The sequence below is a fragment of the Neolewinella marina genome, assembly GCF_002631205.1.
Taxonomy (GTDB): Bacteria; Bacteroidota; Bacteroidia; order Chitinophagales; family Saprospiraceae; genus Neolewinella; species Neolewinella marina.
Genome location: NZ_PDLO01000005.1, coordinates 89934 through 108962, shown reverse-complemented (window position 1 = coordinate 108962; position 19029 = coordinate 89934). Strand labels below are relative to the sequence as shown.

Annotated in this window: 11 protein-coding genes; 6 read left to right on the top strand and 5 right to left on the bottom strand. The window is 64.3% G+C overall.

Annotation, left to right across the window (positions count from 1 at the left end):
• Nucleotides 1–2: 2 nt before the first annotated feature.
• The 3 genes from CGL56_RS12710 to CGL56_RS12700 are packed head-to-tail and all read right to left on the bottom strand — an operon-like array spanning nucleotide 3 to nucleotide 3852.
• Nucleotides 3–1568 (bottom strand): amino acid adenylation domain-containing protein, encoded by a 1566-nt coding sequence (locus CGL56_RS12710; RefSeq protein ID WP_099106944.1) that lies wholly within the window; start codon nucleotides 1566–1568, stop codon nucleotides 3–5.
• 6 nt (nucleotides 1569–1574) lie between these two features.
• Nucleotides 1575–2750, bottom strand: a complete 1176-nt coding sequence (locus tag CGL56_RS12705) for an acyl-CoA dehydrogenase family protein (RefSeq protein WP_099106943.1) — start codon at nucleotides 2748–2750, stop codon at nucleotides 1575–1577.
• Nucleotides 2734–3852 (bottom strand): ornithine cyclodeaminase family protein, encoded by a 1119-nt coding sequence (locus CGL56_RS12700; RefSeq protein ID WP_143470713.1) that lies wholly within the window; start codon nucleotides 3850–3852, stop codon nucleotides 2734–2736. The genes CGL56_RS12705 and CGL56_RS12700 overlap by 17 nt, the downstream gene beginning before the upstream one ends.
• Nucleotides 3853–4092: 240 nt before the next feature.
• Between CGL56_RS12700 and CGL56_RS12695 the strand changes: the two genes are divergently transcribed.
• From CGL56_RS12695 to CGL56_RS12670, 6 genes are all read left to right on the top strand, one after another.
• Nucleotides 4093–5379 (top strand): HupE/UreJ family protein, encoded by a 1287-nt coding sequence (locus CGL56_RS12695; protein ID WP_099106941.1) that lies wholly within the window; start codon nucleotides 4093–4095, stop codon nucleotides 5377–5379.
• Nucleotides 5380–5388: 9 nt separating this feature from the next.
• Nucleotides 5389–9945 (top strand): non-ribosomal peptide synthetase, encoded by a 4557-nt coding sequence (locus CGL56_RS12690; RefSeq protein ID WP_099106940.1) that lies wholly within the window; start codon nucleotides 5389–5391, stop codon nucleotides 9943–9945.
• Nucleotides 9946–9947: 2 nt separating this feature from the next.
• Nucleotides 9948–12353, top strand: a complete 2406-nt coding sequence (locus CGL56_RS12685; RefSeq protein ID WP_099106939.1) for a condensation domain-containing protein — start codon at nucleotides 9948–9950, stop codon at nucleotides 12351–12353.
• A complete protein-coding gene (locus tag CGL56_RS12680; RefSeq protein ID WP_099106938.1) occupies nucleotides 12350–13018 on the top strand; it encodes a 4'-phosphopantetheinyl transferase family protein in 669 nt (222 codons plus the stop codon). Before CGL56_RS12685 ends, CGL56_RS12680 begins: the two co-directional genes overlap by 4 nt.
• A 214-nt stretch (nucleotides 13019–13232) precedes the next feature.
• Nucleotides 13233–15500, top strand: a complete 2268-nt coding sequence (locus CGL56_RS12675) for an aconitate hydratase (RefSeq protein WP_099106937.1) — start codon at nucleotides 13233–13235, stop codon at nucleotides 15498–15500.
• Between the two features lie 205 nt (nucleotides 15501–15705).
• Nucleotides 15706–16245: a hypothetical protein gene (locus CGL56_RS12670; protein ID WP_099106936.1), complete on the top strand. Its 540-nt coding sequence runs from the start codon at nucleotides 15706–15708 to the stop codon at nucleotides 16243–16245.
• Nucleotide 16246: 1 nt separating this feature from the next.
• Here CGL56_RS12670 and CGL56_RS12665 read toward each other — a convergent pair whose 3' ends face one another.
• Nucleotides 16247–16987, bottom strand: coding sequence for a DUF6503 family protein (locus CGL56_RS12665; protein ID WP_099106935.1), 741 nt, complete (start codon nucleotides 16985–16987; stop codon nucleotides 16247–16249).
• 660 nt (nucleotides 16988–17647) lie between these two features.
• Nucleotides 17648–19006, bottom strand: a complete 1359-nt coding sequence (gene mtaB / locus CGL56_RS12660; RefSeq protein ID WP_099106934.1) for a tRNA (N(6)-L-threonylcarbamoyladenosine(37)-C(2))-methylthiotransferase MtaB — start codon at nucleotides 19004–19006, stop codon at nucleotides 17648–17650.
• Nucleotides 19007–19029: the final 23 nt, after the last annotated feature.

The following is a 19029-nucleotide window of genomic DNA, read 5'->3' as shown; positions in this document are numbered from 1 at the left end:
GTTCAGGCGATGATCCGTTGGGTGGCGGCCCGAATGGCCAGGCGGTCAATTTTTCCCGCGTCATTGCGGGGCAGGGCCTCCACGACTTTGATGGCGGTGGGCAGGCCTTGGGGCGGGAGTAGTTTGGCCAGCTGGGCCGACCAGCCGTCGGGGGTGGCCGGGGCACCGGGGTCGGGTACGACCAGTGCTTCGACGGTCAGTTCGTTGTCGCCGATGCTGCGGGCGTACACCGCGGCCTCGTGGACCCCCGGCAGGGCGGCCAGGGCAGCCTCGGTTTCTTCCAGTTCCACCCGGTGCCCCCTCACCTTCACCTGCCGGTCCATCCGCCCCATAAAGTGCAGCCGGCCGGCGGAGTCGCTGACCACCAGGTCTCCCGTGCGGTAGAAGGTTTCCCGGTTCCCGGGGATGCGCTCGCGGTGATAGAAGCTGCGCTCCGTAAGCTCCGGCTGCTTCCAGTACGCCTTCATCATGGTGGCGCTGCGGATGAGGAGCTGCCCGATCTCGCCGGTGGCCACGGGCCGGTCGTGGGCGTCGACGACCAGGGCTTCACTGTCCGGCCACACCCACCCCAGGGGCAGGGGGGCGTCGGTTTCGGGGGGAGCGTAGAGGTGGTAGAAGGTGCACTGGTTGACTTCCGCGGGTCCGTAAACGTTGCTCGCCCGGGCCCCGGGGGCGTGCCGCATGAAGTCGCGCAGGTGGCGGGGGGCAAAGACTTCGCCGCCGAAGAGGATCCACCGCAGGGCCGTGAGGTCGCGTTCGGACAGGGTGGGGGAGCGCAGGAGCTGGAGCAGCGCCAGGGGCACCGAATACCAGATCGTGATTTTCTCCGCTTCGATGAGCTGCAGCAGGCTGGTGGGAAACTTGGTGTGGGCATCGGAAATGATGACCGTGGTGGCACCGGTCAGGGGGGCGGTGAAGTAGCCGAAGGTGGAGATGTCGTAGTGCAGGGCGCAGTGGTTGCCGATCACGTCGTCGGGGCGGACGCCATAGAGCTGGGCCGAGAGGCGGGCGTACGCCAGTCCGGAACGGTGGGTATGCATGATGCCCTTGGGTTCCCCGGTCGTTCCGCTCGTATACATGATGTAGGCCAGGTCGTCGCCGAGGATGCGCAGTTGCGGCGGGGCGTCGCTCTCTGCTTCCAGCGCCGTCCAGGGCACCCCCTCCAGGTCCGCTGCGGCGTAGCCAACCAGCCATTCAAGGGGGCCTGCCTCATTAACCAGGCCGGGGAGTTTGCGGCGGAGCGCGGGTGCCGTGATCAGGCATCGGATGTCCCCATCGCGGATCAGCCGCCGCGTTCGGTCGGCCGGGGCTTCCGGATCCAGGGGGACATAGGCGGCGCCCGCCTTGAGGATGCCGTGGACGGCCACCGCGGATTCAAGGCAACGGTTGAGGTAGATGCCGACGCGTTCGCCCCTTTCCACCCCGCGCTCGATGAGCAGGTTGGCCAGCTGGTTGGTGCGGCGGGCGAAGGCGGCGTAGCTCAGTGCCTCGCTACCGCAGCGAAAGGCGATCCGTTCCGGCTGTTGGCGGGCGTGGTGGTCGATCGGTTGGAACAGCAGGTGGTGCATAGGTGGCTAGAGGCCCGATAATTTGGCGATGATGTTGCGGTGAATGTCCGATGTGCCGGCGTAGAGCACCCCACCGACCGCGTCGCGCAGGTCGCGTTCGGTGCCGAAGTCGGTAAGGTAGGCATTGCCGCCTCCGATGCGGATGGCGTCCATACTGGAGGCGACGAATGCTTCGCTCAGGTACAGTTTTAGCATGCTGGATTCCGCCGTGGCGGCTTCTCCCCGCTGCTTCATGGCCGCGACGCGGTAGAGCAGGAGGCGGGAGATCTCGAGGCGCAGCCGCATGTCGGCGATCCGGTTGGATACCGACTGGAAGGCCCCCACCGGGTGGCCGAATTGCCGGCGGTCGCGGGCAAACCGGACGGCCTCCTCCAGCTGCCGCCGCATGGTGCCGAGCTGGCCCGAAAGGATGCAGCAGCGGTCGAACTCCAGGGAGTGGTTGCAGATGCTGAAGCCGCTGCCCTCCCGCCCGATCAGGTTATCCTCCGGCACGAAGCAATCTTCAAAGGTGAGCTCCCCGAAGGGGGCGGTACGCAGGCCCATCTTGCGGCGGTTCGGGCTGGCCGTATAGCCTGGGGTATTCCGCTCGACCAGGAAGGCGCTGATGCCCCACTTCCCCCGCTCCGGAGCCGTGGAGGCGAAGACAACCGCCAGGTCCGCCACCGGCGCCAGGGTGACGAGCCGCTTGCCGCCGTTGAGCCGGTAGCCGCCCTCCACCCGCTCGGCGGTAGTCTGGAGGGCGAATACGTCGGAGCCACTCTCCGCCTCGGTCAGGCCGTGGCAGCCGATCTGTGCGCCGCTCACCAGTCCGGGCAGGTAGCGGGCCCGCTGCGCCTCGGTCCCGAAGAGGCTGATGGTGACCTGCACGGACCACATCTGGGCGTTCAGGGCCAGCACCAGCCCGGTATCGGGACAGGCATAGCCCAAACCCTCCATGGCCACCACCGACCGGAAGACGTCGATCTCGGCGCTCGGACCGCCGTAGGCGGCCGGTGCGGCCATGCCCTGGATGCCGAAGTCGGCGCACTTCTGCCACAGGTCGCGGGCGAAATCGCTGTCTGCGTCACGGGCCACCACGTCCCCCCCCAGCTCGCGGCGGGCGAAGTCGATGACCTCCTGCTGGTAGTCCAGGTAGTCCCGCGGCGGAGCGAAGGAAGCCAGGGCCTCAGGCTGGTAGTTCATGGGGGTGGGGGTGGGAGTGACTAACGGCGGGGGACGGGGGGGCGGCGGAGGTCAGGAAGTCGTAGGGGTTGTTGGCCTGACCGGCCATATTCTCGATCTCGATGCGTTGCCCCAGCCCCAGTGCTTCGGCGCGCTCGGCGAAGAGTCGCAATACCACCTGGTCCTGCAGCGACCACCCCGTGGAGTCGTACACCGTAAGGGCATCCCGGAGGTGGGTGTAGGCGGCGGGCTGCTTGCACACCGCGACGATGTTTTCCCCGATTTCCTCCGGGCGCAACTGCTGGCACTCCCCCTCGATGCGTGCCTGAACGGGGAAGTCGGGGCACACGTAGGCGCGCCGCAACCACGGGAGAGGCAGCTCCGTCTTGCCGGGGAAATCCGAGCCGATGGCGTTGATGTGGAGGTGGGGCTGGTGACAGAGACCAGCGTCGAAAAGCGGTCCGGCCCCTATATCGATGGAGGTGGCCGTGACCAGTATGTCCGCCCGGGCGACCACCGTGGCGATTGGACTTGTGGAAACGGGGACGTCAAGGCCAAAGGCCCGGCAACGGTCGGCCAGGGAGGCCGCCGCGACGGGGTCGGTGTCATAGGCCAGGATGGTCTTCAGCGGGAAGTAGCGGCTCAGGGCGTGCGCGTGGGCTACGGCCTGGGCTCCGCAGCCGATCAGCCCCAGGCATTGGCTGTCGGGCCGGGCTAGGTGGCGTGAGGCCACTACGGTGGCCGCCGCCGTCCGCATGGCCGTGGGCAGCACCCCGTCCATCAGGCAGCTGAGGTGGCCGGTAGCCGTATCGTAGGCCGAGATGGTGGATACGATGGTGGGCAGGCGGTAGGCCGCGGGATTTTCCGGGTGGTAGCCGACTACCTTGATGGTGACGTCGCGACCCAGCTCGTGGATCGGCATCCACTCCACCAGTCCGGGGCGGGGGTGGAGGTAGTGGAATCCACTGCGGGCGGGGGTGACCGAGCGTTCCGGAGCATAGGTGGACATGGTGCCTTCAAGCCGCTCCACGAGCCGGCCCAGGATCTCGTCGGCCCCGTAGTAGCGTACGATCAGCTCCACCGCGCGGGCGGGCAGGATGAGTGTGGTAGGTGTAGTGTGCATGATCAAAGTGGTGGCAACCCTCCGGCGAAAATTCCGGGGAGATGCCCCTTCGCAAAAAGGATTTGAATATATTCCAGGGTGATACCCAGCGCCCACCTACTGAATCACCCGGTCTTATATCTGCAAGGAAGTTAGTCGATTTTTTCCGAATTTATCAAGCCTTGCCCCCCGATGCAGTTTCGCATCGGCCTGAAATCCCTTGAAGTGTATTTCATCGTATCGTAACCTGCACCACACCGCATGAATGTTGCATCCATTCCCGTATCCGCCCGGCACCCGCGCCCGCGCCACCTGCTTGTCGCCGCCGTCTTCCTCCTGTCGCTGCTCCTGCCGCGGGTGGGGGAAGCCCACGTGGCCAACCAGAGCTACGTCTATTTCCGCATCCTGCAGGACTCCATCCACGGGTCGGTGCAGCTTACCGCGGACGACCTCAACAAGGCCCTCGACCTGGGCCTGGAACCGGGCATGACCGCCCAATCCCTCACCCCCCTGCTGCCACGGATCCGCAGCTACCTGCGGGAGCGCCTCTCGGTGAGCTCCCGCCTGGGTGAGCACCCGGTGGAGTGGACCGACGAGGTGTTCACCCTGGAGCTGCGGGAGGGCTACGTGGTGGGGCAGGGCTTTCTCCTGCACAATACCCCAACGGTGCCCGACTCCCTCCACGTCCGCTTTAATCCGGTCTTCGATCTGGACCCCACCCACCGGAGCTTTGCCCTGATCGAGTACAACTGGAAGGCGGGCATCCACAACAACGAGGCCATGATCAGCCTGCGGTTCGGGCCCGGCGACGAGGGGCCGAAGGTGCTCGACCTGAGCGACGTTTCCTACTGGAAAGGCCTGCGGGCCATGATCGTCAGCGGGATGTACCACATCTACATCGGGCTGGATCACATCCTTTTCCTCATTGCCCTGCTGTTGCCCGCGGTGGTTCGGCGCCGGGGCAACCGAGGCGCGGACGCGGGTGCCGAAGCCGAGGGCCATGGCCCGGCCTGGCGGGCGGGCGCCTGGGAACCCGTGCCCGCCTTCCGGCCGGCTTTCCTGTACGTCATCAAGATCGTCACCTTTTTCACCCTTGCCCACACCATCACCCTGAGCCTGGCGGCAACGGGCGTCGTGAACCTGCCGGGCTACCTGGTGGAATCCCTGATCGCCCTGTCGATCGGACTGGCCGCCGCCCACAATATTCGTCCGCTCTTCCGGAACGACGGGATGATCATCGCCTTCGTCTTCGGACTGTTCCACGGTTTCGGCTTCGCCAGCGTACTCGGCGAGGTGGGGCTGCAGGGCGAATACATGGCCTGGTCGCTGTTGGGGTTCAACGTAGGCGTGGAATTGGCCCAGGTACTGATCATTTGCCTGGTATTTCCGTTGCTGTACCTGCTGCGCAATACCCGGCTGTATCTCTGGTTATTGTATGGCGGCTCGGCGCTGCTGATCGTAATTGCCCTGTACTGGTTCGTGGAGCGGCTCTTTGATGTTAATATTCCCGTTTACTGGATGGTGGAATGGGTCAAAAATGTACTGTAGTAATTGCCTATGTCCTCACCATCCCTGCTAAATAAATGGCTCAACCGCAAGAAACCCGCGGCCACTCCCGTGACGGAAAAGACTCCAGCGGACGATCCGGGCGGAGTCTACCCCCTGTCGCGCGGACAGGAGCGACTCTGGTTCCTGACCCAGACCAACCCGGACAATCCCTTCTACAACTACGCGGAACGCTACCTGGTCGAAGGCCCCCTGGATGCAACCCGACTGGAAACCGCCTTCCGGCAGGTGGCCTCCCGCCACGGGATGATGCGCACCACCTTCGCCCTGGCCGGGGAGGGGCCCCGGCAATACGTAGGCTCCGAAACCCTCCTGGCGTGGGAGTACCGGGAAATGCCGGGGGATACGGAAGCTGCGATCGCCCTGGGGATTGAGCGGGCCCGGCAACCCTTTGACCTGCAAGGCGGTCCCCTTACCCGGGTACTGCTGGTCGGCACGGGCGAGGAGTCGCACGTGCTTATCGTCACCCAGCACCATATCGTGACCGACAAGTGGTCCATGCGCATCCTGCTGGAGGAGGTGGCCCGGGCCTACCGGGAACCCGAGGGGGTTGTAGCCGCTCCGGCCCCTCAACTGTCGTACGGCACCTACGCGGTACGGCAACGGTCGATCGAATCCCCCGACTCCGTTGCCTACTGGAAAGAACAACTGGCGGGAGCGCCCGCGCTATTGGAATTGCCGACCGACCGGCCCCGGCCCCGGCAACTAAGCTACCGGGGGGCGTTCACCACCGCGCCGCTGAGCCCCGCACTCAGTGAGCGGATCCGGCAAAGGTGCCGCGAACTGGAAACCACTCCCTACAATTACCTGCTGGCCGCCTACCTGTTGATGTTGTACCGCTACAGTGGGCAGGAAGACCTGTTGGTGGGTACCCCGGTTTCCAACCGAGACTCCCTCGAGCTGGAACGGGTGATCGGCTTCTTCAACGAGTCGGTAGTGGTCCGGGCTATACTGGAGGAAAACCTGCCCTTTTCCGAGCTGGTCCGGCGGGTCCGGGATACGATGCTTGAAGCCTTCCAACACAAGAACGCTCCCTTCGAATCCATCGTGCGGGAGGTCAATCCCGTCCGCCACCCGGGGGCCAATCCCCTCTTTCAGGCAATGTTCATCCTGCACAAGTTGCCGGAAGATCTGGAGTTCGGGGCGCGGACGAGGGCCGTGAGCGAATCGCTGGATATCGGGGTGACGAAGTTCGACCTGACCCTCTTCATCGCCGACACCGCAAATTGCTTCTCCGCCACCTTCGAATACGCTACGGATCTGTTTGACGCCGACCGGGTAGACCGGATGCTGGGTCACTTCGATTACATTCTTCAGCAGGTGACCGAGCAGCCCGGGCTCCGGCTGAGCGAAATTGACCTACTCCCCCCTGCGGAGCTGGAACTTCTGCTGGCCCATCCCTTCCCGGAGGCCGCCCCCCGATCTCTTCTTTCGCTGGACCAGCAGATCACCGCCGCGGCTGCTTCACAACCCGACGCAACCGCCGTCACCTGTGGCAGTGAACGCCTCACTTATGGTGAGCTGGTACACCGGGCTACCGCACTGGCCGCTGGCTTGCTGCGCCGCGGGTTGCGGCCCGGGGAGGTGGTCGGGCTGCACACCCCTCGCAGCGTGGACACCGTGATTGGCCTCTACGGCATCCTCAAGGCCGGGGGCGCCTACCTTCCCCTCGACCCCACCTATCCCGTTGATCGCCTGCGCTATATGCTGGAGGACAGTGGTGCCCGCTGGCTGGTGACCCATGGGCCGCTGGCCGATCCCGATGCGGTAGGCAGTATAGAGTTGGTCCGGATGGACGAGCCCGGCGCAGAACCGGCAGACTCCGTTCCGGAATTCCCCACCCCCGATTTCGAGGATCCGGCCTACCTCATCTATACATCCGGCAGTTCAGGGCAGCCCAAAGGGGTGGTGATCAGCCACCGCAACCTGGTCTTCAGCAACGGGGCCCGCGCGGAGGTGTACGGCACACCGCCCACGGCCTTCTTGCTGCTTTCCTCCTTCTCATTCGACAGCTCCGTCGCGGGCATCTTCTGGACCCTGGCGGGGGGCGGCAAGCTCGTGATCGCCCCGGAAAGGGCCGAACAGGATATGCGGGGACTGGCGCGCCTGATCGACGGGGAGGGCATCACCCATACCTTGTTGCTCCCGTCGCTGTACGGGCAATTGCTGGAGCAAACGGAGGGCAACCAACTCCAGCAGCTGCGAACCGTTATCGTGGCCGGCGAGGCGTGTAGCCCGGGAATGGTAGAGGGCCACTTCGCCACCCTGCCGTCCACGGAGTTGTACAACGAGTACGGACCCACGGAGGCCACGGTGTGGGCCACCGCCCATCGCCTCACGCCGGCGGATGCCCACGGCAGCGTACCCATCGGTCAGCCTATTCCGTTTACCCGGGTCTTCCTGACCCTGCCCAACGGTCGCCTGGCCCCCCTTGGCGTAGCCGGAGAACTCTGCATTGCCGGCGAGGGGGTAGCGGCCGGGTACTGGCGGCGCCCCGCCCTTACGGACGAAAAATTCAGTGCATTGGTACTGCCGGACGGAACCTCGGTACGGGTATACCGCACCGGCGACCGCGCCACCTGGCGGGCGGACGGGAGGCTGCTGTTCCAGGGCCGACAGGACCAACAGGTAAAGGTCCGCGGCTACCGCGTTGAACTGGGGGAAATCCGCAGCCAACTGCTCCGGGAGGCCGGCATCCGCGACGCGGAAGTTGCCGTGGCCGACGGAAGAAGGCTGGTGGCCTACCTCCTGGCCGAAGCCGACCTGGACGCCAGCACCCTTCAACGGAACCTCCAACAGCGGATGCCTTCCTATATGGTGCCCACCCGCTTTTTCCGCCTCGAAGCCTTCCCCCGCCTGCCGAATGGCAAGGTGGACCTGCAGGCGTTGACGACCGGCGATCCGGGAGAGCTCCTCGCGAACGACCCCGGCACCAGCCCGCCGGAAACGGAAGCGGAGCGGCGGCTGCTGGACATCTGGAAAGAGGTGTTGGGCACGCCCGCCATTGGAGTAACCGACAATTTCTTTTCCCTCGGGGGCGATTCGATCCTGAGCATCCAGTTGCTGTCGCGGGCCCGGCGAGCGGGACTGGAATTTCCGCCCACCGCCATCTTCGACCGGCAAACCGTGCGGGAACTGGCGGCCGTGGCCCGGCACACCGCGGATGGCCCTCCGGAACCGGAAGCACCCACCTTCACCGGGGCGCTGCCGCTCACCCCCATTCAGTACTGGTTCTTCGAGGAGCACCGGACCGCCCCCCACCACTGGAATCACGCCTGGCGGTTGCCGCTGGATCCCGGGGTGCTCCCCGATGCCGTGATCGCCGTGGCGGAAGCGATCGTGGAGCACAATGAAGCCCTCCGCCAGAATTTCATTCGCGAAGGCGGGGAGTGGCGCAGCGTCATCCGGCCCCATCGCCGGGGGAGGGTGTTCAGCAATCTCTCCGGAACGGAGGAGGAAGCCTGGGCAAGTCTGTCCGGGGTACAGGCGGAGTGGAACCTGGAGGACGACCTGCTCTTTCGCGTCTTCTGGCTGGCGGGGGAGCAGGGCGGCCCGCCATCACTGGTCTTGCTGGCCCACCACCTGGTCATTGATATGGTGTCGTGGGAGGCCATCCTGAAGGACCTGGCCGATGGACTGGTGACTTCAGACAAGCTTCCCCGATCTCGCGGAGCTGCCTTTCACCGGTGGCCGCGACAACTGGAAGATTGGGCTGCGGAGGGTAAATTCGACCGGGGGCTGGCGTTCTGGCAGCAGCAAGTGGATACTCAACTGCCCGTGGATCACCCCGGGACACTGCCCGTCCGCCAGGCCACCATCGCTACTGAGGCGGCCGTACTGGACGAGCCTGTTACCCGGGCCTTCCTGCAGTCGGCCAACGCGGCTTACGGCACCCGCCCCGAAGAACTCCTCCTGGCCGCGCTGCTGCTGACGCTCCGGGAGTACACGGGAAGTGGGCAGCACTGCGTGAACCTGGAACGCCACGGGCGGGAGCCCCTGGACAGCGGCCTGCCGATACAGGAAACGACGGGGTGGTTTACGGCATCCTACCCCCTCACTTTTGCGCTGGCCGAAGGAGGCGGCCACCGTGAGGCCATCGTCACTGCCAAGGAGCAACTCCGGGCGGTACCGGGCAACGGCATCGGCTACGGGGTGCTGAGGTACCTGGCCCGTAAGGAGGGTCTGGAACAATCGCCCGCCGTTTTCTGCAACTACCTGGGGCAGCGATCTTCCGATGCTGGCGGTCCGGCGGGCCGCGCGGAATTCCTCAGCCAGGGGCTGCGGCACCCCGCGGGGGAAGTCAATCGGGTTTGGGAGATCAACAGCGTGGTCGAAGACGGGCGGCTGCATATCCAATGGTCCTACAGTCGCGACCTCCACGACCCGCAAACCATCGTTACTTTACTGGCCTTCCTCGGGCAGTCGCTGTCCGAGCTGATCCATCACTGCGGGTCCATCAACGAGCCGGTGCTGACGCCCTCCGATTTTCCGGATGCGGGCCTGAGCGATACCGATCTGGAAGGGCTGCTCGGAGAGCTAAACCTGTAAGCATGCAAACCGCCAAGGCGAAGATTGAGGCGATTTATCCCCTGCAACACCTGCAGCGTGCCCTGCTGTTTCATCACCTGTCGGCCCCTAATGCCGACCAGGGGCTGATCCAGACCCGCTTCCGGTTGGCGGGCCCCCTCAACCCGGAGGCCTTCGCCGCAGCCTGGCGGGCAACGCTGGACCGTCACCAGGCCCTGCGGGCTTCGGTACACTGGGAGAAGGTATCCAAACCGGTGTGGGTGGTTCATCCGGCAGTAGAAGGATCGATCAACCACCTCGACTGGAGCGGGCTGCCCGAATCCCGGCAGCGGCAGCACATGACCGACTACCTGGCCGAAGACCGCCGCCGTGGCATGGACCTCACCCAAACGCCTACCTCCCGCCTGCTGCTCGCCAGGCTGGGGCCGGAAGCCCATTTCTGCTGTTGGACCAGCCACCACCTCCTCCTCGATGGCTGGTCTTCCGGGGTAATCCTCCGGGACTTTCTGGCGCACTACGAGGCTGCTACCGGCGGAACTACAGCCCGGTTGCCGCCCATTCCGGACCATAAGCCCTATTTCCGGCACCTGCAGTCACGGGATGAGGGTCTCCGCGAGCAATACTGGCGGGAGCGCCTCTCCCTGCTGGATAAGCCCAGCCTGCTGCCGGCTGCGGAGGGTCAGCAACGTAGCCTCTCCAGAAGCCTTGATCCGGATTTTCAGCAAGGGTTCGTAGCATACTGCAAACGGCAACAGGTCACCCAAAACGCCGTGTTGCAGGGGCTGTGGGCGATGCTGCTCGGCCGCTACCTGCAGACCGGCCACGTATGCTTCGGGATCTCGGTCAACGGCCGCCCGCCGGAGGTCGCCGACATGGACCAGGTGGCCGGCATGTTCGCCCGCATCCTGCCGAAGGTGGTTGACTTGAATCAGGCTAATTTCTTCCAACGCATCCAGGAAGAAAGCGCGCGGGACACCGCTGAGCAGTACGTTGGTCTGGACGAGATCGCGGAGTGGAGCGGGACGGACGGATTGCCCTTCAATTCCCTGCTGGCCGTGCAGAATTACCCCTGGACCGAACTGAGCGGCGGGGGACTGCGGGTAACGGAATTCGCCGGCGACCTCACTTCGCTTTACCCCGTTACCTGCATGGTGCTGCCGCGTGAAGCCTGGGAGGTTACGATCCGCTACCGGGAAGGGATAGCGGAGGCCCTGCCCCAGTGGTTGCTGGAAGGATACCTGTCCCTGATCAGCTGGGTGGCCAGACAGACCGACCAAAGCCTGCCCCCCGTAGGGGAGTTGCCCCCGCCGCCAACCGACCCCACGGTGCCCGCACCCGACGACGTGGTACGCCCACCCTACGCCGCCCCAACTAACGGGACCCAGCTGCGGCTGGCGGGTCTCTGGGAACAACTCCTCCCCGTTGATACTGTAGGGATCGACGACAATTTCTTCCACTGTGGCGGCACTTCCCTGGCGGCCCTGCGGCTCTTTGCCCGGCTGGAGCGGGCTACCGGCAAAAACATTTCACCCGCCAGCTTGCTCCTGCACCCGACCATCCGTCAATTGGCGCGCTTCCTCGACGACGGTGAAGCAGCCTCCGAATGGAACAACCTCGTACCCCAGCGGGTGAGCGGAAACCTGCCGCCCCTATTTTGCTTTCACGGCGGATTGGGATACGTGCTGATGTACCAGTCGCTGACCCACCACCTGCATCCTCAGCGGCCGGTCTATGCCCTGCAGCCCAATGGCATCGATGGCCGCTCCGAGCTCGACGGCAGCATCGAGGAAATGGCGGCCCACTACCTGGCTGAAATTGACAAGGTGGGCGCCCCGGATCCGCTCATTCTCCTAGGGTACTGTTACAGCGGGGTCATCTGCGTGGCTATTGGGCGACTTCTGGTGGAGGCCGGCCGACCGGCACCCATCATAATTGGCGCCGACATCGATCCCCCCGGCGTCCTGGATCAAAAAGGAAAATGGAAATGGCGCCAACCCGGGTCGCTGCGCTGGTACTGGGGCCACCTTCGGCTCGGGCGGTGGACGGACGTCGGGGAGCAGCTGGCCATGGAGTTGCTGACGGAGCAGCTGCTCAGTGAAAACCTGCGGCTGCGATTGCGGGCGCGCCGGCTCAAGGACGGGCTGGTTGCCGCATTCCGGCGCTACCGGGCGCCCGAATACGGCCACCCCATCTGCTTGTTGCGGAGCCAGGAGCTGCGGCAATGGTCCAGCCATTCCTTCGTCATCGAAAGCTGGCGGCGCATTTCCGGTGACCAGCTGACCATTCAGGACGTTCCCGCCGGGCACGCCGAAATATTCCAGGAGCCGGCGGTGGCCGAAACCGCCCGGCTCATCGAAGCGTACATCGCCAACCATTCAGGCACTGTTGCTACGCCGCCCGGACTGGTCTCCAGTAATTCCACCCCATGATCTCCCTCGCCTACGCGCGGAACGAGGAACGGCTGTCGGAAAAGGAATATGAACGGCTCTGTCGCTCCCTGCCGCCGGAGATGCGGGATGACCTGCGGCGGTATCGCCGCTGGCAGGACCGGCAAGCGGGGCTGCTGGGTAAACTGCTGATGAACTACACCGTCCGGGAAGTAATGGGAGAACCACCGGATCAGTCGACGCTGGTGACCGACGCCTACCGCCGGCCGTTTCTGGCCGGCCGGCCCGACCTTGACTTCAACATCTCCCACACTGCAGGGCTGGTCGTTTGTGCCGCCGCCGCCGGAATGGGCCGCCTGGGCGTGGACGTGGAGCGGGTAGGAGAGATCCAGCTCGCGGAGTTCCGCCGGGTCTTTACGGAAGAGGAGTACGCCCTCCTGTCAGGACTGCCGGATGCGACCGCCACCTTCTTTCGCCTTTGGACCCGCAAGGAAGCCGTGATGAAGGCCGACGGGCGGGGGTTCTCCCTGGACCCGGCGGGCATCGATTGCCTGCCCGACCGCATCGGGGTGGATGGAAACTGTTATGCCGTGCGGGAGCTCGACCTGGGGGCGGGCTACGCCGCTCACCTGGCCGCGAGCGACGTGGACGAGGTAGTCGTGGGGGAGGTACGGTTTCCCCGGCACCCGCGTCCGCGCCCGGAGTAGTATTTTGGGCACAAAAGTGAACCCATGCGCCTGGCTACCGTACTCTTTTGGTTGATCTGCTTGTTGCTGCTGGCCGGGTGCCGGACCGGCAACTGTGGCTGCCCGATGTACTAGTTGGCGTAATCCCCTTACATTTGTCGACTTTTTCCGGCGGTGAGGCGTTCACCCAGTAAGTACGAAAAGACGAAGTCGAATCTAAAAACTACAGCTGACTATGGCATTTGATATTGACCTGATCAAAAAAGTATACGAAGACCTGCCCGGTAAGGTCGCCGAGGCCCGGACCAAGCTGGGCAAGCCCCTGACGCTCACCGAAAAGATCCTCTACACCCACCTGCACCCCGAGAGCCCCCTGCAGCAGTACGGCCGGGGCAAGGACTACGTCTTTTTCCAGCCCGACCGGGTAGCCATGCAGGACGCTACGGCCCAGATGGCCCTGCTGCAGTTCATGATGGCCGGCCGCGACAAGGTAGCCGTGCCCTCCACCGTCCACTGTGACCACCTCATCCTGGCCGAGACCGGCGCCGAGGAGGACCTGGCCCGCGCCAACGACCAGAACAAGGAGGTATACGACTTCCTCTCCACCGTTTCCGACAAGTACGGCATTGGCTTCTGGAAGCCCGGCGCCGGCATCATCCACCAGATTGTACTGGAGAACTACGCCTTCCCCGGCGGCATGATGATCGGTACCGACAGCCACACCCCCAACGCCGGCGGACTCGGAATGGTAGCCATCGGCGTAGGTGGTGCCGACGCCGTCGACGTCATGGCCGGCATGCCCTGGGAGCTCAAGATGCCCAAGGTGATCGGCGTGAAGCTGACCGGCAAGCTCAGCGGCTGGACCAGCCCCAAGGACGTCATCCTGAAGGTGGCCGGTATCCTGACCGTCAAGGGCGGTACCGGAGCCATCGTCGAATACTTCGGCGAGGGCGCCCGCAGCATGAGCTGTACCGGTAAGGGCACCATCTGCAACATGGGTGCCGAGATTGGCGCCACCACCTCCACCTTCGGCTACGACGAGAGTATGAGCCGCTACCTGAAGGCCACCGACCGCGCCGACGTGGCCGCCCTGGCCGACCAGGTGGCCGAGCACCTCACCGGCGACGCCGAGGTGTACGCCAACCCCGAGCAGTACTTCGACCGGGTGATCGAGATCGACCTGAACACCCTGGAGCCCCACATCAACGGACCCTACACCCCGGACCGCGCCTTCCCGATCAGTGAGTTCGCCGCGGCCGTCGACAAGTTTGAATTCCCCCCCGTCCTCGAGGTCGGCCTCATCGGCAGCTGTACCAACTCCAGCTACGAAGACCTGGACCGCGCCGCCAGCCTGGCCCGCCAGGCCAAGCAAAAGGGACTGAAGGTGAAGTCTGAATTCACCGTTACCCCCGGCTCGGAGCAGATCCGCTTCACCGTACAGCGCGACGGCATCCTCGACGCCTTCGAGGAGATCGGCGGCGTAGTGCTGGCCAACGCCTGTGGACCCTGCATCGGTCAGTGGGCCCGCCACACCGACGATCCCAACCGCGCCAACTCCATCATCACCAGCTTTAACCGCAACTTCGCCAAGCGCAACGACGGCAACCCCCAGACCCGCGGCTTCGTGGCCAGTCCGGAGATCGTCACCGCCATGTCCATCAGCGGCAGCATGAAGTTCAACCCCCTCACCGATACCCTGACCAACGAGCGGGGCGAAGAGGTGAAGCTCGACCCGCCCACCGGCGTGGAGCTGCCCCCCAAGGGCTTCGCCGTGGAAGACGCCGGCTACCAGGAACCCGCCGCCGACGGCAGCGGCATCGAGGTGAGCGTCGACCCCAGCAGCGATCGCCTGCAACTGCTCGAACCCTTCAAGCCCATCCGTACGGAGCAGGTCCAGGACATGCGCGTACTCATCAAGGCCAAGGGCAAGTGTACCACCGACCACATCTCCATGGCCGGCCCCTGGCTCACCTACCGCGGTCACCTGGAGAACATCAGCCAGAACTGCCTCATCGGCGCCATCAACGCCTACAATGAGAAGACCAACTCGGTGCTCAACTACGTCACCGACGAGTACATGGCCGTGCCCGACAGCGCCACCACCTACCGCGATAATGGTATCGGCCAGATCGTGGTTGGAGAAGAGAACTACGGCGAGGGCTCCAGCCGCGAACACGCCGCCATGGAACCCCGCTTCCTGGGCGTCCACGCCGTGCTGGTGAAGAGCTTCGCCCGCATCCACGAGACCAACCTCAAGAAGCAGGGCATGCTGGCCCTGACCTTCGTCAACCCCGACGACTACGAGAAGGTCCGGCAGGACGACAAGGTGAGCATCACCGACTTCGCCGCCATGGCCCCCAACCGCAACCTGACCGTAGTACTGGAGCACGCCGATGGAACGAAGGATTCCTTCGAGGTAGCCCACACCTACAACCAGGCCCAGATCGACTGGGTACGCGCCGGCAGCGCCCTCAACAAAATCCGCCAGGAGCTGACCGCCTGAGGATCGTCATAACCGAACCGATCGACGAAGCCCCCGTTACAAATAAATGTGACGGGGGCTTTTTCTTGCCGTCAGATACCACAGATAAGCCGGAAAAAGTTATTACGGCGGGCGTACCCATTTTTCACACTAAGAACACCACACCAGAGCATTTAGCCGACCCTCGTTGACCCGCAGGGCCCCGGCTGACCCCAACCGTGTGTATATGAGTAAAAGTCTACCCCTTCTCTTTCTCCTCTCCCTGCTCGGCCTGTCGGCCTGCGAGAAGGACGAACCCGGTGAATACGTACTGACCGAGTCCGACTTCGTCGGCAGCTGGGACGTGCGGGAATTCAGCGGTGACTTTCGCGTCACCGGAACCTTTTCCGGCAACCCCATCAACGAAAAGGGCATCAGTGCCATTTCCGACAGCGACCTCATGATCTTCCTGGAAGACGACGGCCGGTGGACCTCCAGTGGGGCCTACACCATGACCGTAGAGACCGATTCCGACCGCCAGCAGTACCGCGACCAAGGCATTGGCAGCGGGAAGTGGAGCTACCGCGACGGCTCGCTGCTGCTCTCCGGCCTGCGCAATCCCAATGGCACTGGCTACTTCACTGACCCCCAATCGTGCCTGGTACTCGATTTCGTCCAGCAGCGGCAAATCAGCCTGCTCACCGAAATGGACGTCACGGAATCCGACGCCGACTACGGCATAAGCATGCGGACGCAGGGCGACTTCATGTTGCAGCTGGTGCGCTAGCCTACTGCCGGATGGTCTCCGGCGTAAACCCGTTGTTGAAGCGGAAGCCCTTGCGGTGGCTTACCCGCCATTCCCCCTCCGTGGTCGGTTCCCCCTCCCAGTCGCGGACGGGATGACTCCGGCTCACCACCGGCAGCCTTACGCCCTCCGGGAAGCAGTCGTAGGTCACCTGCATCAGCGTCGGCGTCAGGCGGTCGGCGGCCGCGACGGTGTACAGAAAGCGGTCGACCAGGTAGGTGTAGGGATTCACGAACAGCCGGTAGCGGTCCTGCGCCAAGCCCACCCCTTCCCCGAAGGTCATGTCCACCAACTCATAAGGGATCCCCTCGATGACCCGGGTGCCGATGTAATCATGCTCCACGCCCGGGTCGCGGAGCTTGTGCATCATCATCAGCCAGTAATAGTTGGTCTTGCGGCGGAAGAGCGCCTGGCTCACTTCCGCAGGTTCCCGCGTAAGCTGCCCGTCCACGATCACGGTGGTCGTGCGTCCATTGTGGTATTGCTCTACCGTCCGTCCGTCGTCGGTTCGCGTACGTCCGTAGCTCACCTCTCCGTCGAAGATGTAGCGTTCCAGGCTCTCGGTATTGCCGGCGTGGTAGGAATATTCTACGTCCTTCAGCGTCTGCATCGCCTCCAGGCCTACTGCGTTTGCCACTTGCTCGATGAGCTCCGCGGCGCGCTGTCCGCTGAGTAGGGCGGGGGCGCAGGTGCAAAGGAACAGGGCAAGGAGCAGGGGCTTCATGGCGCGGGCGGTTGCGATGAAGGTAAGGGTTTGGGGGGAAGGGTTGATTTTGGTTGCTGGTTTCTGGTTGGGCGGACCCTCCACTCGCCGAGTGGAGAGGCTGTTCTGTTTGCTGGTTTTATGGGTTGCTGGTTGGCCGGTTGCTGGTTGGCTGGGTGCTGCCCGTCGTCTGACGAATTCCCGCAGCTTGCGCCGGGTTCGTCCGACGACTGGTCTGAGGTTTTCGGTTTTCTGGTTGCTGGTTGGGCGGACCCTCCACTCGCCGAGTGGAGAGGCTGTTCTGGTTGCTGGTTTTATGGGTTGCTGGTTGGCCGGTTGCTGGTTAGGCGGACCCTCCACTCGCCGAGTGGAGATGATGTTCTGGTAGGCTGGGTGCTGGTTGCCGCCCGTCGTCTGACGAATTCCCGCAGCTTGCGCCGGGTTCGTCCGACGACTGGTCTGGGGTTTTTTGGTTGCTGGTGGCTGGTTTCTGGTTAGCTGGTTGCTGGTTGGGCGGACCCTCCACTCGCCGAGTGGAGATGCTGTTCTGGTTGCTGGTTTTATGGGTTGCTGGTTGCTGGTTGGCTGGTTGGCGCCCTTCGTCGGACGAATGCCCGCAGCTTGCGCAGGGTTCGTCCGACAACTAGTATGAGGTTTTCAGGCTGGCGCCCGCCAGCTGCCCTAGCCTTCCACCAGCAGGCGCCCGGGCAGGGTCATTTCGGTACCGCTGCCTTCGGGTGGGGAGTTGGGGTCGAGTTCGAGGTCGACGAGGTGGTTGATCCAGCTGTCGTCGGCCGGGAAGGAAACCTTGATGTAGTTGTCGGTGAAGCCCTGGAGGAGTCCTTCCTCCTTGCCCTTTTCCAGCAGTACGGGGCGGGTTTGTCCGAGGTGGCGCTCGTAGAAGGCGCGGCGCTTCTTGTCGCTCAGGATCTGCAGCATCTTGTTGCGGCGGCGGCGTTCGGCCAGGGGCACGGCCCCTTCCATGTCCGCGGCCGGGGTATTGGCCCGCTCGCTGTAGGTGAAGACGTGGAGGTAAGTAACGTCCAGTTCCTGTACGAAGCGGTAGGTTTCCAGGAAGTCCTCCTCCGTTTCCCCGGGGAAGCCGACGATGAGGTCGACGCCGATGCAGCAGTGGGGCATGACGCTGCGGATGTGGGCCACCCGCTCGGCGAAGAGCTCGCGGCGGTAGCGGCGACGCATCTGGGCCAGTTGCTTGTTGTTGCCGCTCTGCAGGGGCATGTGGAAGTGGGGCGCGAAGCGTTGGCTGTTGGCGACGAAGTCGATCACCTCGTCGGTGCACAGGTTGGGCTCGATGCTGGAGATGCGGAAGCGGCTGATGCCCTCCACCTCATCCAGGGCGCGGGCCAGGTCGACGAACAGTGCTTCCTTGCGGGGCCGCTTGCCTTCGATCACCTGGGTGCCGTTGCCGAAGTCGCCGATGTTGACGCCCGTGAGGACGATCTCCTTGACGCCGCGGGCGGCGATGGCCTCGGCGTCGCCCACGATCTGCTCCACGGTGCTGCTGCGGCTGGCGCCCCGGGCCAGGGGGATGGTGCAGAAGGTACACTTGTAGTCGCAGCCGTCCTGCACCTTCAGAAAGGAGCGGGTGCGGTCGCCGAAGCTGAAACTGGAGATGAAACTGTCGGCCTCCTTCACCTCGCCGGCCCGGACCATGCCCTTGCCGCTGCCCATCCCGATGCCGTCGATGAAATCGAGGATGCGGAACTTCTCCGCCGCCCCGAGTACCAGGTCGACGCCCTCGATGTCGGCGATCTCTTCGGGTTTCAGTTGGGCGTAGCAGCCTACTACCACCACCTTGGCGTCGGCGTTCTTCTTCAGGGCCCGGCGGACGACGTTGCGGCACTTGCGGTCGGCGAACTCCGTCACCGAGCAGGTATTGATCACCACCACGTCGGCCCCCTCCGCGAAGGGTACCTCGCGGTAGCCCACCCCCTCGAACTGCCGGCCGATGGCGGAAGTCTCACTGTAGTTGAGCTTGCAACCCAGGGTGTAGAAGGAAACGGTACCGATGGTGGACATGGGGGCAAAATTACGAAGGAAGA

Coding starts and splice junctions, on each gene's coding strand:
- CGL56_RS12670 (WP_099106936.1), top strand. CDS start 15,706: ATGAGTAAAAGTCTACCCCTTCTCTTTCTCCTCTCCCTGCTCGGCCTG.
- mtaB (WP_099106934.1), bottom strand. CDS start 19,006: ATGTCCACCATCGGTACCGTTTCCTTCTACACCCTGGGTTGCAAGCTC.
- CGL56_RS12680 (WP_099106938.1), top strand. CDS start 12,350: ATGATCTCCCTCGCCTACGCGCGGAACGAGGAACGGCTGTCGGAAAAG.
- CGL56_RS12700 (WP_143470713.1), bottom strand. CDS start 3,852: ATGCACACTACACCTACCACACTCATCCTGCCCGCCCGCGCGGTGGAG.
- CGL56_RS12710 (WP_099106944.1), bottom strand. CDS start 1,568: ATGCACCACCTGCTGTTCCAACCGATCGACCACCACGCCCGCCAACAG.
- CGL56_RS12685 (WP_099106939.1), top strand. CDS start 9,948: ATGCAAACCGCCAAGGCGAAGATTGAGGCGATTTATCCCCTGCAACAC.
- CGL56_RS12695 (WP_099106941.1), top strand. CDS start 4,093: ATGAATGTTGCATCCATTCCCGTATCCGCCCGGCACCCGCGCCCGCGC.
- CGL56_RS12690 (WP_099106940.1), top strand. CDS start 5,389: ATGTCCTCACCATCCCTGCTAAATAAATGGCTCAACCGCAAGAAACCC.
- CGL56_RS12675 (WP_099106937.1), top strand. CDS start 13,233: ATGGCATTTGATATTGACCTGATCAAAAAAGTATACGAAGACCTGCCC.
- CGL56_RS12665 (WP_099106935.1), bottom strand. CDS start 16,987: ATGAAGCCCCTGCTCCTTGCCCTGTTCCTTTGCACCTGCGCCCCCGCC.
- CGL56_RS12705 (WP_099106943.1), bottom strand. CDS start 2,750: ATGAACTACCAGCCTGAGGCCCTGGCTTCCTTCGCTCCGCCGCGGGAC.